The organism is Caproiciproducens puteiluti (assembly GCF_052442865.1).
Taxonomy (GTDB): Bacteria; Bacillota; Clostridia; order Oscillospirales; family Acutalibacteraceae; genus Caproiciproducens.
The window spans coordinates 3,640,622-3,657,487 of sequence record NZ_CP194790.1; the positions used below are offsets into that span (position 1 = coordinate 3,640,622).

Consider the following 16,866-nt stretch of genomic DNA (forward strand, 5'->3'; position numbering starts at 1 on the left):
AGGACATGTTTCACAAAATTCATGTTATGCATTTGTAACGTTCAGTTATAGTTTGCCGAATCCTTGCAGATAGAGCAGGTTTAAAATAATTCCATTCGCTTCACAATCTCGTTTCAAAGTTTATTCATTTTGACTATTTGTAAAAGGTTTCAAAACCATTATTGATAATGGTATGTCCGTTCTTAACTTGAAAAGCGACCAAAAAAATATTTAAAAAATCCACACATGAACCGGCGGCGTTGATAACGCATAAGCCCAATGTATACCAATTGAGTAAGCTAAATATATTTAGCAAATACAACGGCGCTAACGATAACAGTATAAAAGGCATAACCGAAATAATAAGGAACCGCCCTTTTTTGATAGGTCCTGTCGTATAGACAAATCCAAACAAGCCGTTTATTCCCCAAAACGTTTTTTCTGACTTAGCAAAGCTTGGAATAAATACGGCATGTGTCAATTCGTGGAGCAACATATATGCAAAAATCGCAGCTACAAACAGTAACAGTTTGAAATTAATATTCAAAGAAATTTCCAATGATTCCGATGAAACAAAATAGAAAAGTCCTGGCTTAAGCAAGTAGGCAAGCCACAGAATGACACCTCCAAATAAAAAAGCAAGCGGAAGCGATATCAATGATGCAGTTGCCAAATTCCGGGGTTCCTGTAGCTTTTGCCAGCCATTACTTAACAATTGCGCACTCAGCTTTTTATTTGTTCCTGGCGGCTTTATCACATACTTCATCTACCCTTCCTCCCAAGTCATCTTATATAAATAATCAGGAATTCAACGTTTTCGTCCAGTATTATTTTAAGTATAATAAAAATCAGACTGAAAAAGATACAAAGTTACATCGATTTCAGCCTAATCAAACTGTGCTGCACTGACAAAAAAGATACAAAGAAGAAAATGATTATTTTGTAGGCGATTATTAATTACCTCAGAAAAATACTGATAACCTATGTCTGAAATATTTTGTTTATATTTTGCTTTTCAAAAACTCTACAACAGCCGCACGTTTAAAAACAATGAATTTATATTTTTCGCCATGATTTGTTAGTATACAAAAACAAGAAATTATACCAAATAGTGCTCTTTTCCTAAGAACTTCTCTCATATCGCAATAATCTATTTTTATTGTTGAATCACCCAAAGTAGTTGTAAAAACAATACCTTTTTCATCAAAATACAAAAAACCCGAATCAGGATTAATGATCAATGGGATATGAGTTGCAGCAATTTTTTTACCGGTATAATCTTCCATCTCTAAAATTTTTGACCTCCACTAATATAAATACTGTTCATAGCCTGATTATAACAAAAACCTATCGCAAAAGCAATTTCAGCTTTTTCGACAGGTTTTCTTTAAGGTGCGAGTGTTTATAACGACAAACTCGGGAACCCGCATAAAACAAAGGTTTTCGGCATCTGTCAAGCAACTGTTTCGATCCTGCTCTGTTACAGCTCTGATCCACAAACCCATAAAAAGTCTTTTTGTGTGACAGATTGTTAGTTTTGGCGTAATCAACCTTGATAATATGGCCCTTCATTTCGGGAAACGGTGATCCCCTGCTGGCAGGCCTGACCCAACCTGAACAGCTTCTATTCCAGTCGTTTCGGTGCCTGAACATAGCGTACCACGCCGGGAAGATCGACCGTGAGTAGGCGCAGATCGAAAAAAAAGCGCTGCTCGCCCGATTCACGGACAACCAGCGCTGGGAACAGATATATCGGAACACCTGTGACATTCGCGTGAAACTGGCCGGTTATTCCAAAGAGGTTGAAGCTGGGACGTGCGAGCGATGCAAAATTTCTTTATAAATAAAAAGTCAAGCGCCTCCCACCGTAAAGCAAGAACCGGAAATAAAAAATGCGCCTCTTTCGAAGCGCACTCAAAACCCAGTTTATGTGTTATCTTCTGTTTGCAAAGCAATCGCTGCAATACACAGGACGATCATCACGAGGTTTAAAAGGGACTTTGCAAGTTTTTCCACAAGATGCACAAGTGGCTTCAAACATCTCTCGATCGCCACCATTTGAATTCCCTCTGGAATTTTTACGTGCATCACGACAGGATTTGCATCTTTGGGGTTCATTTGTAAAACCTTTGGATGCATAAAATTCTTGTTCACTCGCAGTAAATTCGAATTCGGCCCCGCAGTCTCTGCAAATTAAAGTTTTGTCTTCGTACATGTAAGTAGTATACCTCAATTTCTAAATATATGCTTAACGAGGTAAGCATTGAAATTAAGTATAAATCAATTTAGAAAAAATGTCAAATAAAATCATTCAAAGGAGTGAAAGCGATGGGCTAAAAGTCAAATACAACGTCTACAAGGTTTCAGACGGCAGCAAAGTTCTCGATTGCTTTGTACTTAGACCGCAGAAGGACAATGCCGCAAGAATCGCACTGGATTAACAATCTGCCAGAAATCAAGGAGTAAAACGATGGATGAACAAGATTTCCCCTCTCGCCTCCGCCAGCTCCGCACCGATCCATTGATTACGGCACTTTTCTCGGCTACTCCGGCGGTGCGGAGGCACAGACCACGCAGGCAACGGCGATCATCATGGCCGGTGCAACAGTCGTAGCGTACATCGTTGGTGAAGGCCTTGTGGACGCAGCAAGCGCCGAGGCGGCAACGATCACACAGTGCAGCGCGCCGGTTATCGGTACGGTGGATAGCACGCCAGCTGAAGTTGCACAGACCGGAACAGATCAGGCAGCGGAGGTCAAGCAGAATACGGCACTGTCTGGTAGCGAAAAGACAGAGTAACACCGATATAGCGTTTGCACCATAAGATATATTAACCTGCTCTTAATAACAAAAATGATAAAGAAGTATCCCCCGCTGGCCTATTGGTTGACGGGGGATTTTTTATTATATACCACATAACATATTGACAAACGGTATAGCATTAGATATTCTCAATTCAAGAAACTAAACAAAGATGTGGTGAAAGTAATGAAATATCTTTATGTCATGCTAATGGAGAACAGAAGGAATCTGAATTTAGAAATAGTGCAAAAGCATGTTAATCATCTGCGATCTCTTGAGCAGAATGGAAAACTTTATCTTTGTGGTCCATTCACAGACTATGCAGGAGGGATTGAGATATTGGTTGCAGACAGTTTCGAGGAAGCGAAAAAAATTGCAGAATCTGATCCATTTATTTCTGAGGGATACAAGACATTTGAACTACGCACTTTAGAAGTCGCGAATAAGGATAATAATTATCTGATTTAAAAGATCAAAGATCACAATAAATAAAACTTAGGCCCATTGGATTAACCGGTGGGCTTTTTTTATTCCCTAATTACACTTTGTCGAATTGTGTAGTATAATATCTATATAGAATATTGACAAGGTGGTGATGACGTGACTGCAGAAGATTGGAAACGCTATGATAAACGAATACAGGAAATTGTTGACCCATTTGGAAGTGGCTTTCCGAAACTGCGCAAACTTATGATAGAGTGGGCGAAAGAAAATAATCTACCTATTCATGATCTGATGGAGCAGTATATGGCCTGGAAGTGGAAGAAATAGACGGTACTACACCGCCACCGCCACCGCCGCCCCGATGCCTGGCATCATCGTCCTGCTTATCGCCGGAAGCACCCAGTACGCCAGAATCACCAGGATAATCGCCAAAACTACCCCCGAGTAACGCACTTATCATACAGGCCGATTCAGGTTTACGGACCCGGTGGGATAACAATATCACGATACGGGACAGGCCGATAGTGAGCAGTGCAGCGGAAATGACCATTAAGAGCATCATTATTTCGCGGGTCATGAGATCGCCTCCATTGTTTATATAAAGACTATGCCTGGCAGATCAACCGCCAGGCATTTTAAATGCTATTCCGAAACTCTTTCCGATGACAAAAAATTTCGGATTTGTTGGTGCGAGTGTTCTTACGGCATTTATTCAAAAAAGTCAGTAATATCAAGGGCTTACGGGCAGTTAAGAAGCAGTATTTACCCCTAAAAATCGAATAAGATCATCATATTTTAAGGACGTTCCTGCTTATGGAACGTCCTTTTTCTATTTCAGCGGGAGGTGAAAAGTCAAATGACCAATGTAATTGCCGTCGCCAACCAAAAGGGCGGCGTCGGCAAGACTACGACTTGCGCCAATCTCGGCATCGGGCTGGCGCAGGAAGGAAAGAAGGTACTTCTGGTGGACAGCGACCCGCAGGGTTCTCTGACCATCAGTTTAGGAAATCCACAGCCCGATCAACTGTCCGTGACGCTGGCGACGATCATGGGCAAGGTACTGAACGAAGAACCCATCGGCCCCGGTGAGGGACTTTTGCATCACAATGAGGGCGTCGATCTGATGCCCGCTAACATCGAGCTTTCCGGCATGGAGGTATCGCTCGTCAACGCCATGAGCCGTGAAAAAATCCTGAAACAGTATCTGGACGGCGTGAAGCGCCAATACGACTATGTACTTCTGGACTGTATGCCTTCGCTGGGAATGCTCACCGTCAACGCGTTGGCCGCAGCCGACAGCGTTCTCGTTCCCGTTCAGGCGCAGTATCTTCCGGTAAAGGGCCTCGAACAGCTTTTGCAGACAATCAACAAGGTACGGCGGCAGATCAATCCGAAGCTCAAAATCGACGGCATTCTGCTGACGATGGTGGACAGCCGTACCAACTACGCCAAAGAGATTAGCGCCCTGCTACGGGATACCTACGGCTCAAAGCTGAAAGTGTTTGATGTGGAGATACCTCACTCCGTCCGTGCCGCCGAAATCAGCGCGGAGGGCAGGAGCATTTTCGCCCACGACCCGAAGGGCAAGGTTGCCGAGGCATATCGTGAGCTGACGAAGGAGGTGTTAAAGATTGAAAAGCAGCGCCAAAAACATAAGTCTGAACAGCTACGATGATATTTTCTCCACGGAAGAAACCCGTGAGGATGCCAAGCGGGAAAAGGTCACGGATATGCCGCTTTCGGAGCTGCATTCGTTCCCCGACCATCCGTTTCAGGTGCGGGACGATGATGCCATGAAAGAAACCGTGGAAAGCATCAAGGAATACGGCGTGTTGGTTCCCGCCATTGTCCGGCCCCGCACTGACGGCGGCTATGAGCTTATTTCCGGCCATCGGCGCAAACACGCCTGCGAGCTGGCGGGGCTTCCCACCATGCCGGTCATTGTCCGCGATCTGGACGATGACGCCGCGACCATTATCATGGTTGACAGCAATATTCAGCGTGAAAATATCCTGCCGAGCGAGCGGGCGAAAGCATACAAAATGAAGCTGGACGCCATACGGCGTCAGGCTGGCAGACCGTCCAAAGAAAATTCTGTCCAAGTGGGACAGAATTTTCAGGGTAAGACTTCCCGTGATCTCTTGGCTGAAAATTCACCGGACAGTTCCACGCAAATCCAGCGGTTTATCCGGCTGAATGAGCTGACGCCGCAGCTTCAGCAGATGGTAGATGATAAGAAAATCGCCATGACTCCCGCCGTGGAGCTGTCGTACCTCAAGCCGGAGGAACAGACGCTTTTGCTCGACACCATCGAAAGCGAACAGGCCACCCCCTCGCTCTCACAGGCCCAGCGGCTGAAGAATTTCAGTCAGGAGGGTCATCTGAACGAGGACAGCATGCTTGCCATCATGTCTGAGGAAAAGAAGCCGGAGAAAAACGACCTGACCATCAAGGCGGATAAGCTCCAGAAATATTTTCCCAAGTCGTATACCCCGCAGCAGATGGAACAGGTCATCATCCGGCTTCTGGACGGATGGCAGAAAAAGCGGCAGCGGGATCAGGAAAGGTAACAACCGTCGTTTCAGGCGTTCCGAAAGGAGCGCCTTTTTTCATGTATTGATAAAGGAGGAAACCGCATGACAACTGAAAAAATCAACGAAAGCAAAGGTAAAAAGGAGGATAAAAAGCGAAAGCGCAAATGGTCGTACATTCTTGCGATTCTTTTGCTGTTGCTGCTTCTCCTGCTGCTACTTTTGCATAGTTGCGGAAATCAGCATCCCTGCCCGAACCCGCCGCCTTCCAGTTCCGTTCCATCATCGTCTGCTCCGTCTCTGGACGATACCGGGAGCGCGGAGTCAGGAAGCGGCAGCACCCCGTCCCGGCAGGAAATCCTGTCCCGGCTTCAAAAGCAAGAAGTCACCGTCACCGACAGGGTAAGCGCGCAGGCGTCCTTTTCCAGCGGGGCGAAAGGCAGTGCCGGAACATGGGAAGTGGAAAATCCGGCTTCCAATACCGTCATTATGCAATGCGAAATCACGCTGAACGGCGAAGTAGTGGCAAAATCCGAGCCGATCTATCCGGGTCAGCACATCGACGGCCTTACTCTTTCCCAGCCGGTTTCATCTGGAAACTACAGCGTGACCGCAGCAATCAAGTATTATAACAAAGCAACCAAGGCTTACCTCGGCATGGCCGACTACAAAATCCGTCTTTCCGTTTCGTAATCAGCCGGATGGTCCGGTTGATATAAAAATTCACAAGGAGGCTTCTCAATGAAAAGCAAACTCAGAAAGGTCCTCGCGGGCATCGTCACCTTTGCCGTGCTCGGCGTGACGGCGGCAGTCCCGGCATTCGCCGCCGACAAAACCGACACCGGCACGGGCAGCATTACGGGCAACGTGACGATCAACGGCTCCATTTCGCCGCTGACCATCTCCGTTACCCACCCGATCAACGTGGCCTACGCCATCAGCCCGGACGCCGAAACCTTCACCGCGCCCGACATTAAAGTGACCAACAACACCAAGGTTGCGGTGATCGCTACGGTGGAATCCCTGAAAGCCGCGTCGGGCGGAACGCTTACCTTCACCGACGTTGACCCGTCCGCAAAAGCGTGGCGTTCCCTCAACCTCGCGGATTCTAAAAAGTACATTGCTCTCGGCATTGCGGCGAAAGGCAATTCCGGCTGGAACAGCGGGTACAGCACTTCCACCCATTGGGCGGTCAATGATTCGCCTATGCAGATCGGAATGCTGAATCCGAGCACTTCCGGTGCGCTGTCCCTGACGGCAGACTACGGTCTCGCGTTCGACGGGGCGTACACGGCCAACCATCAGCTTGTTTTCCAGTTCCAGCTTGCATAAAGACATGAGTGGGAATTGGCCGGGATTTTCCCGGCCAACCTTCCACGCTGAAAGGGGGATTTCTATTTGAGACATTTATTCAGGCGGCTTTTTCTCGTCCCGCTGCTTGCCGCCGGGGTTCTGCTGTCCGGCGCTTCACCCGCGTTCGCGGCCTCCGCCGTGTCGGTGCTGACGTTGACCGCGACGCCGAACCCGTCGGGAAACTATGTGGCGCTGAACTGGACGAACAGCGACAAAAGTCAGCCGTACAGCTACATGCTCTATTCCAAATCTGCGCATGAATCGACCTTTCAGAGCATCCCCGCCAAAGACAGCGCGAAGGTTCTGAACATCTATCCTGTTGTCACGCCGACCGTTTCCTTTACGACATGGCAAGGCAAAAGTTACACCCTGCCGAAATCGGCATCCCTTAAAATGTGGATGGAAACGCCTAACGAATACGATTCCAAGGGTTACGGCAAGGGCCTCATTTCCGTGGACACCGTGTCGATTTCCGATTTCAATGCCAACCCGGACGCTTACCTGAAAAACGCGGACGGCAGCTACAAATACGACGTGCTGTACTTCGGCGCGTGGGATGCTTTCGCCAGTCAGGATTTATCCGCTGCGGCAGAGAGTAAAACCGATGCCTTTATCAAAACCGGGCGCGGTGTCCTGTTCGGGCATGACACGATGGTGGACAACGACGGTATTTCCATGCCGAATTTCTTCAAGCTGGCCCATTACTGCGATATTCAGACCATCCCGCATTATACGGTGCTCGGCAGCTCGCAAATCAAGGTTTCCAAGAAGGGCCTGCTCACCAACTACCCATGGAAAATCGGGGACGTGGGCACGGTTTTGAACGTCCCAATGTCCCATTCCAATCAGCTTGCTTTCGGGGATGTGTGGATGACCTATCAGCCGCCCTATACCTATAACGGCAGCGCGGAAGCAACCGGCTCCGGCGGACAGGGCACCAACACGTTTTATCTGACAAGCTGGTCGAACTGCGCCATGATTCAAACTGGCCATTCCAACGGCGAGGCGACACCGGACGAGCAGCGCGTTACGGCTAACACCCTGTTTTACCTTGCGCAGATTACGACCGATACAAGCTGGAACGATCACAAAGGGCAGGATCTGGACGCGCCGGATAGACCGGCCATTTCCGGTATTACGCACAATCCCGACCGAACGCAGTACACCGTCAACTATTCCTCGCAGGACAATGCGACCGGCTATCAATACTATGTGGAGGCCACCGGACAGAACGACGGCGTGAAATACGATTCTCCGGTTATATCGACATCACTAAAAACCGGGATGAAAGGTTACTCCATCGTGGTGGACAACAAACCGGATACCGTCCCGGACGGGAGCATTACGACCACAGCAAACAGTTATACTTTTCCGCGCCCGTCCGGCAACGGCTTTTACATTCATATTGCCGCCGTGGACAAAGCAGGAAATATTTCGGCTGTCACCCACTACCATACGGATGAACTCGTTTCCGTGACGCATCCGGTCAGTATCGGCTATTCCATCGACCCAAACAGCAATACCCCGTTCACCGCGCCGGACATTCCGATTACCAATAATTCTACTTTCCCCGTCCGGGTTTCTGTCGCGGGCCTAAAAGCGACCTCCGGTATCGGTGACGCCGCCCCCACGTCCTATTCGGATTGGAACAGCCTGACGGCGGCGCAGACCGGAAGCGGAATCGCGCTCGGCGTGGGAATCAGCAAAACATCCGGTTCGGGCTGGACGGCGGTTGACCGGGAAACGCCTGTTTATACGGGCAACCTCGCGTCGGAAATCCCTTTGGGAACGCTCGGTGCAAACGGAGCGTCGGGGAATCTGGCGCTTACCGCCAAATTCGGTCTGGCATGGGTAAAGGTAACGAACGTGTCCCATGAGCTGACGTTGAATTTTGATATTAACGATTAGTCTGCATCCGGTTTTCTGTTCGAATATTGCTTTTGATATTCCTTGCCCCATTCGCAAAGCACGTCGAAAATCGGGAGGATGCTCTCGCCCAATGGGGTCAAGCTGTATTCCACCCGCGGGGGTACCTCGGCGTAAACGTGCCGCCGGATCAGCCCGTCGCGCTCCATTTCCCGGAGCTGCTGTGTCAGCGTTTTCTGCGTGATAGGCGAAAGTGACCGCTGCAATTCGTTGAAACGGCTTTTTCCCCGAAGCAAGTGCCAGAGAATCGGGATTTTCCATTTTCCTGTAATCATGTTTATCCCGATCTCCATCGGGCACTTTTCATCTATATTCTGCAACTTTGCCATGTTACCACCTGCTTTTCTTTTTCCATCGTATCATAAAGGATACCCCGTTTCAATAAGGTGCGTACTTATGCGCTTATGTCTGGCGTGTTACAATCGAGGCGGAAAGAAGGTTTTTCATATGATTATCGACAGTCACGAACACGTTATGCTGTCCACGGAAAAGCAACTTAAAGGGATGAACGACGCCGGAGTAGAGAAAACCGTTTTGTTTACCACGACCCCGCACCCGGAGAAAGCACGAAACCTCGCAGAATTTGAGCAGGAGTTTCAGGTACTCAATACGGTTCTTGCCGGCCATTTTACCAAAGAGGAACGCTGTCGCGGCGTCAAGCGGACGATTGCGGAACTGTGTGGGGTTCTGAAAACCCATCCCGACAGGTTTTACGGATTCGGCATGGTGCCGTTTTCCCTGACCGACGGAGAAACAGCGGCGTGGATAGAAGAAAATATCGTAGGTAATGGTCTGAAAGGAATCGGGGAAATCTCTCCGGCAGGCGGCACGGTCAAACTCCTGCCCCCGATTTTTAAAGCCGCCTCCCAATATGTGCGCCTGCCGCTCTGGCTCCATACGTTTCATCCCGTCACAAGAGAGGATATCATGGAAATTGCGGCGCAGTGCAGCCAGTTTCCGAACGTGCCGGTGATTTTCGGCCATATGGGCGGCGTCAACTGGCTGGATGCGATCCATCTTGCAAAAGAGCACTCGAATATCTACCTTGACCTGTCTGCTGCTTTTACAGCAGTCGCACCGCGCTTTGCCATGGAGGAATTGCCGGAACGCACGTTATTCAGTTCCGATACACCCTACGGCGATCCCGCCCTTTCCAGACAGACGGTGGAATATCTGAGTCCAAGTAAAGAAATCACGGAAAGGGTTTTGGGAGGAAATATCGCCGATTTGCTGAAACTGTAAATAAAAAATCATTCATCAAAGCGAAGGCCGTCCGTGTGAAGGACGGCCTTTCTTATGTCTATTTTCAATTTGAAGGGAGTGAAATAAAATGGCTGTTTTTCGTGTTGAACGGACGCGGGATTACACGGTTATGAGCAACCATCACCTGAAAAACAGGGCCTTGTCCCTGAAAGCGAAAGGGCTGCTGTCCATGATGCTCTCCCTTCCGGACGATTGGGATTACACCACGCGGGGCCTTGCCTCCATCTGCCGGGAAGGTGTGGACGCCATCGGAAAGACGCTCAAGGAACTGGAAAACGCGGGCTATATGGAGCGCCGTCAGCTTCGCGGCAAAGACGGGCGCATCACAGACACTGAATACACCATCTATGAGCAGCCGCGTAAGCCGCCGGGTACGCCTTTCCCGGATACGGATTCACCAGATACGGAAAAGCCGTATCTGGATAACCCGGATATGGAAAAACCGGATACGGAAAATCCCGCGCAATTAAATACTAAGGGAACTAATATCCCTAAAATATCAAATATGTATGGAGTAAATCCTTATCAATCCAATCCGGCAGATCAAAAGCCGGAGACCGGTACCCCGGCTGATTCGATGGATGCGACGGATGCCTACCGCGAAATCATCAAGAAGAATATTTCCTACGACGTCCTGCGTCAGCGGTGCGACCCGGAGCGTCTGGATGAAATCGTGGGCATCCTGCTCGACACCGTGTGCAGCCGGAAAAAGGAAATCCGGATCGCCAGTGAGGACATGCCCGCCGAAGCGGTGAAAAGCAGGCTTTTAAAGCTCGACGACAGCCACATCGAATATGTGCTTGAGTGCCTGGACAAAAACACCACCGACGTCCGCAATATCCGAAACTACATTCTGACCGCGCTGTATCAAGCACCGACCACCATCAGCAGCTACTACTCGGCGCTGGTCAATCACGACATGTACGGAAGCGGCCCGCCCGGACGGTAAACGTCCCGCGCGGGCTGTTTTCATACCCGACAAAAAATTGGAAAGGAGTAATTTTTACCATGAAACGTCCCCTTGCATACATCACCGCCCCGTGGAGTGGAAACGAAATCGAAAACACCGAGGACGCGGCGCAATATTGCCGCAAGGTCTACGACGCGGGCTTTTCACCCATCTGCCCGGTTCTGTTCCTGCCGCTTTTCCTCAACGACGCCATTCCGCAGGAGCACAAGGACGGCACGGACATCGCCTGCAATTTTCTGCGCCGCGCCCATGTGCTGGTGGTCTGCGGCAGAAACGTGGACGAAACTGTAAAAAACGATATTGCCACGGCGGAACGGTTACACATCACCGCCACCACGCTGGATGGCATTCTTACTGTCAAGGGACAGGGCCGGGAAAAAGGCGCGGAAAAGGAGCGGAGATAACGTGCCGGATTATCAGAAAATGTATCACTCGCTGTTCAATGACGTGACCGACGCTATCGCAAAGCTCCAGCAGGCGCAGCAGAAAACCGAGGAAATGTACATGGACAGCAAAGAAACCGTCCTCACCCCGTTCCTTAAAAAGAGAGTGAGGAACAGAAAAATGACCGGAACCCGGCCCCGGCAAGGAAAAAGCCGCCCTCTCACGATGAACGGTGACGGGGCGGTTTCGCCATGACAGGAGGTGTTTTGTTTGCAGGAAGAAATAGAAAACCGCTCCGTGACGCTCATCATCAGTAGCGCGAAGCTCACGGGCCGGGTGCTCAAGGCGGCAATTGCCAAATATCTGGCCCACCGAAAGGAGAAGAAAAACGCAAAGGCCCGCGCCGGTCCCGTGGTTGCCCATGGCAGACAGACGGTGAAACAGCTCGTCGGGCAGAATGCGGGCGTGTCCAACATGGAAATCACCGACAGCAACATCCGCTCTTTTGACCGCGTGGCGCGGAAATATGGCGTGGATTACGCCGTCAAAAAGGACCGCAGCGTGTCGCCGCCCAAATATCTTGTCTTTTTCAAGGCAAGGGACGCGGACGCGCTCACCGCCGCTTTCACCGAATTTACAGCGAAAACAGTGAACCGGGAGAAAAAGCCCTCCGTCCTCTCACGGCTCCGGCAGTTCAAAGATCTGATCAAGGCAAATACCGTTGACCGGGTGAGACATAAGGAACAGGAGCGGGCGCGATGAGAGAGAAAACAAAAAAGCTGCTTCTGATGAACCTTCCGTACCTGTTCGTCGCTCTGCTCGCCACCAAATTCGGACAGGCGTGGCGGCTGGCCGCAGGCGCGGACGCTTCGGGGAAACTCCTGCACCTGATGGATGGTCTTACCGCCGCGTTTTCCTCTCCGCTGCCGAGCTTTTATCCGGCCGACCTCGGCGTGGGTGTCCTTCTCGCCGCCGCACTCCGACTGGCGGTTTACGTCAAAGGCCGGAACGCCAAGAAATTCCGCAAAAACGTGGAATACGGCTCGGCCCGCTGGGGCAAGGCCGAGGATATTAAACCCTATATTGACCCCGTTTTTGAAAACAACGTCATTCTCACGCAGACGGAGCGGCTCACCATGAACAGCCGTCCGAAGGACCCCAAAACGTCCCGGAACAAAAACGTGCTGGTTGTCGGTGGCTCCGGTTCCGGCAAAACGCGATTTTTCATAAAGCCGAACCTGATGCAGTGCGATTCCAAGGATTATCCGACGAGCTTCGTGGTCACGGACCCGAAGGGCAGCATTGTCGTGGAGTGCGGGAACCTCCTGCGGCGCAGGGGTTACCGCATCAAAATTCTCAACACCATCAATTTCAAAAAGTCGATGCACTACAATCCCTTCGCTTACATTCATTCAGAGAAAGACATTTTGAAGCTGGTCACGGCGCTTATTACCAACACCAAGGGCGAAGGCAAGGAAGGAGACGATTTTTGGGTAAAAGCCGAGACACTCCTTTATACGGCGCTCATCGGCTACATCCACTATGAGGCCCCGGTCGAAGAACAGAATTTCGCTACACTCATTGAATTCATCAACGCTTCGGAGGTTCGAGAGGATGATGAGGAATTCAAAAATCCCGTGGATCTCATGTTCGAGGCGCTGGAAAAGGAAAAACCAAATCACTTCGCCGTCCGGCAGTATAAGAAATATAAGCTGGCGGCGGGCAAAACAGCAAAATCGATTCTTATTTCCTGCGGCGCAAGAATGGCCCCGTTCGACATTCAGGAGCTTCGGGATCTGACGGCCTACGACGAATTGGAGTTGGACACGCTGGGCGACCGCAAGACCGCCCTGTTCATCATCATCTCAGACACCGATGACACCTTTAATTTTTTAGTTTCGATGGCCTACACGCAGCTTTTCAACCTGCTGTGTGAAAAGGCTGACGACGTGTACGGCGGGCGCTTGCCTGTCCATGTCCGGTGCCTGCTCGACGAGTTTGCCAACATCGGGCAGATTCCCAAGTTTGAAAAGCTGATTGCCACCATCCGCAGCCGCGAAATCTCGGCCTGCCTTGTTTTGCAGGCGCAGAGTCAGCTCAAGGCTCTGTACAAAGACAACGCCGATACGATCATCGGCAACTGCGACAGCGCCATCTTCCTCGGCGGCAAGGAACGCACGACCTTAAAGGAACTGACCGAATCGCTTGGGAAAGAGACAATCGACACCTACAACACCGGCGAAAGTCGAGGCCGTGAGGTTTCCCACAGCCTCAATTATCAAAAATTGGGGAAAGATTTAGCTTCGGTCGATGAGTTGTCCGTCCTCGACGGCGGCAAGTGCATCCTCCAGCTTCGCGGCGTTCGCCCTTTCCTTTCGGACAAGTACGATATCACAAAGCATCCGAATTACAAATACCTGTCCGACTATGATCCCCGCAACGCTTTCCATATCGAGAAGTTTCTGTCCACCAAATTAAAACCGAAACCGGACGATGTGTTCAACACGTATTCCGTTGACCTCTCCGGGGAACCGAAAGCCGCAGAATAAAAGGAGGCAAGAATAATCAAATAATAAGGGGGGATGTCATGCTATAATAAAGTTGCAGGGAAGTGATGCCGATGACGCACAGCAAAGAAATTCAAGCAGCTTTAAATTACATTGAGATGAACTTATGCGAAGAACTGTCTTTAGATGAAATTGCAAATGCTGTGGGGTATTCAAAGTTCTATTTTCATAGGACTTTTCAGAGTGAAATTGGAATATCCGTATATGATTATATTCGAAAACGCAGACTCGCAAAAGCGGCATCTCTCCTGCTTTCCACAAACGTTCCTATTATCGACATCGCCTTGACTTTTTGCTTTGAATCTCAAGAAGCCTTTACCAGGGCGTTCAAAAGCGTGTATCAAATGCCGCCGGGCAGATACCGGGCGGCCATTAAAAATTTAATCTGCGGAGGATTTCCTATGGACAACAGTGCTAAAATCAAAGAATGGCTTTTTACGGGGACAGCACCCGAAAAATTCGAGGCAGATATTGATAACAAGATCTACAATACCGGAACAAAATCAGCGACGCTCAAATCAATCGCTGATAGTCTTGAAGCCGATGAGTATGCAACAATTATGCAGCAGTTCAGCGCCAGAAATTTTTTGGGCAAACGGGCGCGCTTCTCCGGTTTTGTCAAAACTCTGGAGGTGGATGGCCGGTGCGGTTTGTGGATGAGAATTGATAATGCCTTGGGCGTTACATTAAAGCTGGACAACATGCAAAACCGCGCAATTACCGGAACGACAGAGTGGAACCATTATTCATGCGTGTTGGATGTCCCTGAAACGAGCGGTGTCATAAGCATTGGGGTCCTGTTAAACGGGACAGGGCAAGTGTGGCTTGATAACGCCAATTTCCAGGAAGTGGATTGTAGTGTACCAACAACTGACTTTACACCTGATGATGTTTTCCCCGATTTCCCTAAAAATTTGACATTTGAAGAATGAAGTCTATCTTTTCTTAAACGTGGCGGCTCTTGGATCGATATGTTCGTATCCAAAGCCGCCTTTTTATATATAAATCTATTAGCAGGAAAGGCCGCAGAATAGCGGCTTTTTTTATTTTCAAAATCAGAATTGGAGGTAGTATTATGAGTTTTTTTCATTCCGCAATCGGCGTTCTCCAGACCCTCGTAATCGCCCTCGGCGCGGGCCTTGCCATTTGGGGTGCGATCAATCTTCTGGAAGGTTATGGCAACGACAATCCGGGAGCGAAATCGCAAGGCATTAAACAGCTCATGGCGGGCGGCGGCGTGGCTCTGATCGGCATTACGCTGGTTCCTCTGCTCTCCAACCTGTTCGGCTGATGCCGACGCGAAAACACTCCGCGTCCCCATTCACGGGGGCGCGGGAAAGGAGGTGATGCCGCTTGGATTTCATCAAGCAGCAGATTACCGAATGGCTGAAAGAAATACTCGTCGGCGGCATCATGAACAACCTGTCGGGCATGTTCGACAACGTGAACAGCCAAGTCGGGCAGATCGCCTCTCAGGTGGAAACGACGCCGCAGGCATGGAACACTGGCATTTACAACATGATACGGACCCTGTCCGAAAACGTCATGATGCCCATCGCGGGTCTGATTCTCGCGTTCGTCATGACGCTGGAGCTGATTCAGATCATTACCGATAAGAACAATTTTCACGACATCGAAAGCGCTGTTTTCTTTCGGTGGATTTTCAAAACGGCCTGCGCCATCCTCATCGTGACCAACACATGGAATATCGTCATGGGCATATTCGACGTGGCGCAGAGCGTGGTAAACAGCGCGGCGGGAATCATCGTTTCCGACACGTCCATCGACATCAGTTCCGTCACGGCAAACCTTCAGACGCGGCTCATGGCAATGGACCTCGGCCCCTTGTTCGGGCTGTGGTTTCAGAGCATTTTCGTGGGCTTTACCATGTGGGCGCTCACGATCTGCATTTTCATCATCGTGTACGGCAGGATGATCGAGATCTATTTAGCCACTTCCATCGCGCCAATCCCGATGGCGACGATGCTAAACCGGGAATCGGGCGGCATGGGGCAGAATTATCTGCGTTCCCTGTTCGCGCTGGGATTTCAGGGCTTTCTCATCATCGTCTGCGTGGCGATTTACGCCGTTCTTGTAAAAAGTATCAGCGTGAGCACGGATGTCAGCAAGGCCATCTGGACTTGCATGGGGTACACGGTGCTGCTGTGCTTTACGCTCTTTAAGACCGGAAGCCTCGCAAAATCAATTTTTAGCGTGCATTAACGGAGGTGATATTCAATGCAGGACAAATTACAGGAGCTTCTTGACAGGCTGGACGCCAATCTTGAGGATTTTCGGAAAACGTGGGAAGCCAGCGATAAAGCAAAGCTGATCGACGGTTCCCGCGAAATCACCGCAATCAGGGACGCCCATTATTATCTGACCGAAAGTCACGGCTTTGAACCGGAGGAAATCGACTATCTTCTTCTGTTTGAAAATCCCTTGCAGGTCGTCGCGGATAAATGGTTGGAACGCACGGAAGATCTGAGCGATTTCAGCTTCGCGCTCGACGAGGTGTTCGACAAGCAGGACGCGCTCCGGGACTACGAACGGAAAGAAAAGCCGTCCGTTCTGGAACAGCTTCATCATACCGCCGATACTGCCGCGAAAGCCGCGCGCCCGACAAAAGAACAGGAGGCGCGCTGAC

At 49.9% G+C, this 16,866-nt stretch carries 21 protein-coding genes; 17 read left to right on the forward strand and 4 right to left on the reverse strand.

Annotated features, from left to right (window positions below; genetic code table 11):
- Positions 1 to 133: 133 nt before the first annotated feature.
- From ACRQU7_RS17580 to ACRQU7_RS17590, 3 genes are all read right to left on the reverse strand, one after another.
- Positions 134 to 745 carry a DUF3267 domain-containing protein gene (locus tag ACRQU7_RS17580; protein ID WP_444642282.1) on the reverse strand — a complete coding sequence of 204 codons (612 nt, stop codon included), beginning with the start codon at positions 743 to 745 and terminating at the stop codon, positions 134 to 136.
- 235 nt (positions 746 to 980) lie between these two features.
- Positions 981 to 1,265, reverse strand: a complete 285-nt coding sequence (locus ACRQU7_RS17585; RefSeq protein ID WP_444642284.1) for a hypothetical protein — start codon at positions 1,263 to 1,265, stop codon at positions 981 to 983.
- Between the two features lie 647 nt (positions 1,266 to 1,912).
- Positions 1,913 to 2,194: a zinc-ribbon domain containing protein gene (locus ACRQU7_RS17590; RefSeq protein WP_081928409.1), complete on the reverse strand. Its 282-nt coding sequence runs from the start codon at positions 2,192 to 2,194 to the stop codon at positions 1,913 to 1,915.
- A gap of 773 nt (positions 2,195 to 2,967) precedes the next feature.
- Here ACRQU7_RS17590 and ACRQU7_RS17595 point away from each other — a divergent pair.
- The 7 genes from ACRQU7_RS17595 to ACRQU7_RS17625 all read left to right on the forward strand — a co-directional run bounded on the left by ACRQU7_RS17595 (position 2,968) and on the right by ACRQU7_RS17625 (position 9,017).
- Complete coding sequence (locus tag ACRQU7_RS17595; protein ID WP_038326036.1) at positions 2,968 to 3,249, forward strand: YciI family protein; 282 nt, start codon at positions 2,968 to 2,970, stop codon at positions 3,247 to 3,249.
- Between the two features lie 132 nt (positions 3,250 to 3,381).
- The gene (locus ACRQU7_RS17600) at positions 3,382 to 3,552 is read left to right on the forward strand and encodes a hypothetical protein (RefSeq protein ID WP_156103922.1); all 171 of its coding nucleotides are present in this window, start codon (positions 3,382 to 3,384) and stop codon (positions 3,550 to 3,552) included.
- Positions 3,553 to 4,081: 529 nt separating this feature from the next.
- Entirely contained in the window at positions 4,082 to 4,900 is an 819-nt protein-coding gene (locus ACRQU7_RS17605; RefSeq protein WP_444642287.1) for a ParA family protein, read from the forward strand.
- A complete protein-coding gene (locus ACRQU7_RS17610; RefSeq protein ID WP_444642289.1) occupies positions 4,857 to 5,795 on the forward strand; it encodes a ParB/RepB/Spo0J family partition protein in 939 nt (312 codons plus the stop codon). Before ACRQU7_RS17605 ends, ACRQU7_RS17610 begins: the two co-directional genes overlap by 44 nt.
- A gap of 66 nt (positions 5,796 to 5,861) precedes the next feature.
- On the forward strand, positions 5,862 to 6,449 hold the full coding sequence (locus ACRQU7_RS17615; protein ID WP_444642291.1) for a hypothetical protein: 588 nt from the start codon (positions 5,862 to 5,864) through the stop codon (positions 6,447 to 6,449).
- Between the two features lie 48 nt (positions 6,450 to 6,497).
- Complete coding sequence (locus tag ACRQU7_RS17620; protein ID WP_444642293.1) at positions 6,498 to 7,088, forward strand: hypothetical protein; 591 nt, start codon at positions 6,498 to 6,500, stop codon at positions 7,086 to 7,088.
- 66 nt (positions 7,089 to 7,154) lie between these two features.
- A complete protein-coding gene (locus ACRQU7_RS17625) occupies positions 7,155 to 9,017 on the forward strand; it encodes a DUF5057 domain-containing protein (protein ID WP_444642295.1) in 1,863 nt (620 codons plus the stop codon).
- Here ACRQU7_RS17625 and ACRQU7_RS17630 read toward each other — a convergent pair.
- Complete coding sequence (locus tag ACRQU7_RS17630; RefSeq protein WP_444642297.1) at positions 9,014 to 9,364, reverse strand: winged helix-turn-helix transcriptional regulator; 351 nt, start codon at positions 9,362 to 9,364, stop codon at positions 9,014 to 9,016. The two genes, ACRQU7_RS17625 and ACRQU7_RS17630, sit on opposite strands and share 4 nt — an antisense overlap.
- A gap of 118 nt (positions 9,365 to 9,482) precedes the next feature.
- On the opposite strand from ACRQU7_RS17630, the gene ACRQU7_RS17635 reads away from it, so the two are divergent.
- The 10 genes from ACRQU7_RS17635 to ACRQU7_RS17680 all read left to right on the forward strand — a co-directional run bounded on the left by ACRQU7_RS17635 (position 9,483) and on the right by ACRQU7_RS17680 (position 16,865).
- Entirely contained in the window at positions 9,483 to 10,277 is a 795-nt protein-coding gene (locus tag ACRQU7_RS17635) for an amidohydrolase family protein (RefSeq protein WP_444642299.1), read from the forward strand.
- 88 nt (positions 10,278 to 10,365) lie between these two features.
- Positions 10,366 to 11,247 carry a DUF6017 domain-containing protein gene (locus ACRQU7_RS17640; RefSeq protein WP_444642301.1) on the forward strand — a complete coding sequence of 294 codons (882 nt, stop codon included), beginning with the start codon at positions 10,366 to 10,368 and terminating at the stop codon, positions 11,245 to 11,247.
- A gap of 59 nt (positions 11,248 to 11,306) precedes the next feature.
- Positions 11,307 to 11,672 carry a DUF7768 domain-containing protein gene (locus tag ACRQU7_RS17645; RefSeq protein ID WP_444642303.1) on the forward strand — a complete coding sequence of 122 codons (366 nt, stop codon included), beginning with the start codon at positions 11,307 to 11,309 and terminating at the stop codon, positions 11,670 to 11,672.
- A 1-nt stretch (position 11,673) separates the two neighbouring features.
- A complete protein-coding gene (locus ACRQU7_RS17650) occupies positions 11,674 to 11,907 on the forward strand; it encodes a hypothetical protein (protein WP_444642305.1) in 234 nt (77 codons plus the stop codon).
- A gap of 15 nt (positions 11,908 to 11,922) precedes the next feature.
- Positions 11,923 to 12,414, forward strand: a complete 492-nt coding sequence (locus tag ACRQU7_RS17655; RefSeq protein WP_444642307.1) for a PcfB family protein — start codon at positions 11,923 to 11,925, stop codon at positions 12,412 to 12,414.
- A complete protein-coding gene (locus tag ACRQU7_RS17660) occupies positions 12,411 to 14,201 on the forward strand; it encodes a VirD4-like conjugal transfer protein, CD1115 family (protein ID WP_444642309.1) in 1,791 nt (596 codons plus the stop codon). Before ACRQU7_RS17655 ends, ACRQU7_RS17660 begins: the two co-directional genes overlap by 4 nt.
- 71 nt (positions 14,202 to 14,272) lie before the next feature.
- Entirely contained in the window at positions 14,273 to 15,151 is an 879-nt protein-coding gene (locus tag ACRQU7_RS17665) for a helix-turn-helix domain-containing protein (protein WP_444642311.1), read from the forward strand.
- A gap of 143 nt (positions 15,152 to 15,294) precedes the next feature.
- Complete coding sequence (locus tag ACRQU7_RS17670; RefSeq protein ID WP_013485766.1) at positions 15,295 to 15,510, forward strand: Maff2 family mobile element protein; 216 nt, start codon at positions 15,295 to 15,297, stop codon at positions 15,508 to 15,510.
- Positions 15,511 to 15,632: 122 nt separating this feature from the next.
- Positions 15,633 to 16,442 (forward strand): VirB6/TrbL-like conjugal transfer protein, CD1112 family, encoded by an 810-nt coding sequence (locus ACRQU7_RS17675; protein ID WP_444645625.1) that lies wholly within the window; start codon positions 15,633 to 15,635, stop codon positions 16,440 to 16,442.
- 15 nt (positions 16,443 to 16,457) lie between these two features.
- On the forward strand, positions 16,458 to 16,865 hold the full coding sequence (locus ACRQU7_RS17680) for a hypothetical protein (RefSeq protein ID WP_266161691.1): 408 nt from the start codon (positions 16,458 to 16,460) through the stop codon (positions 16,863 to 16,865).
- Position 16,866: the final 1 nt, after the last annotated feature.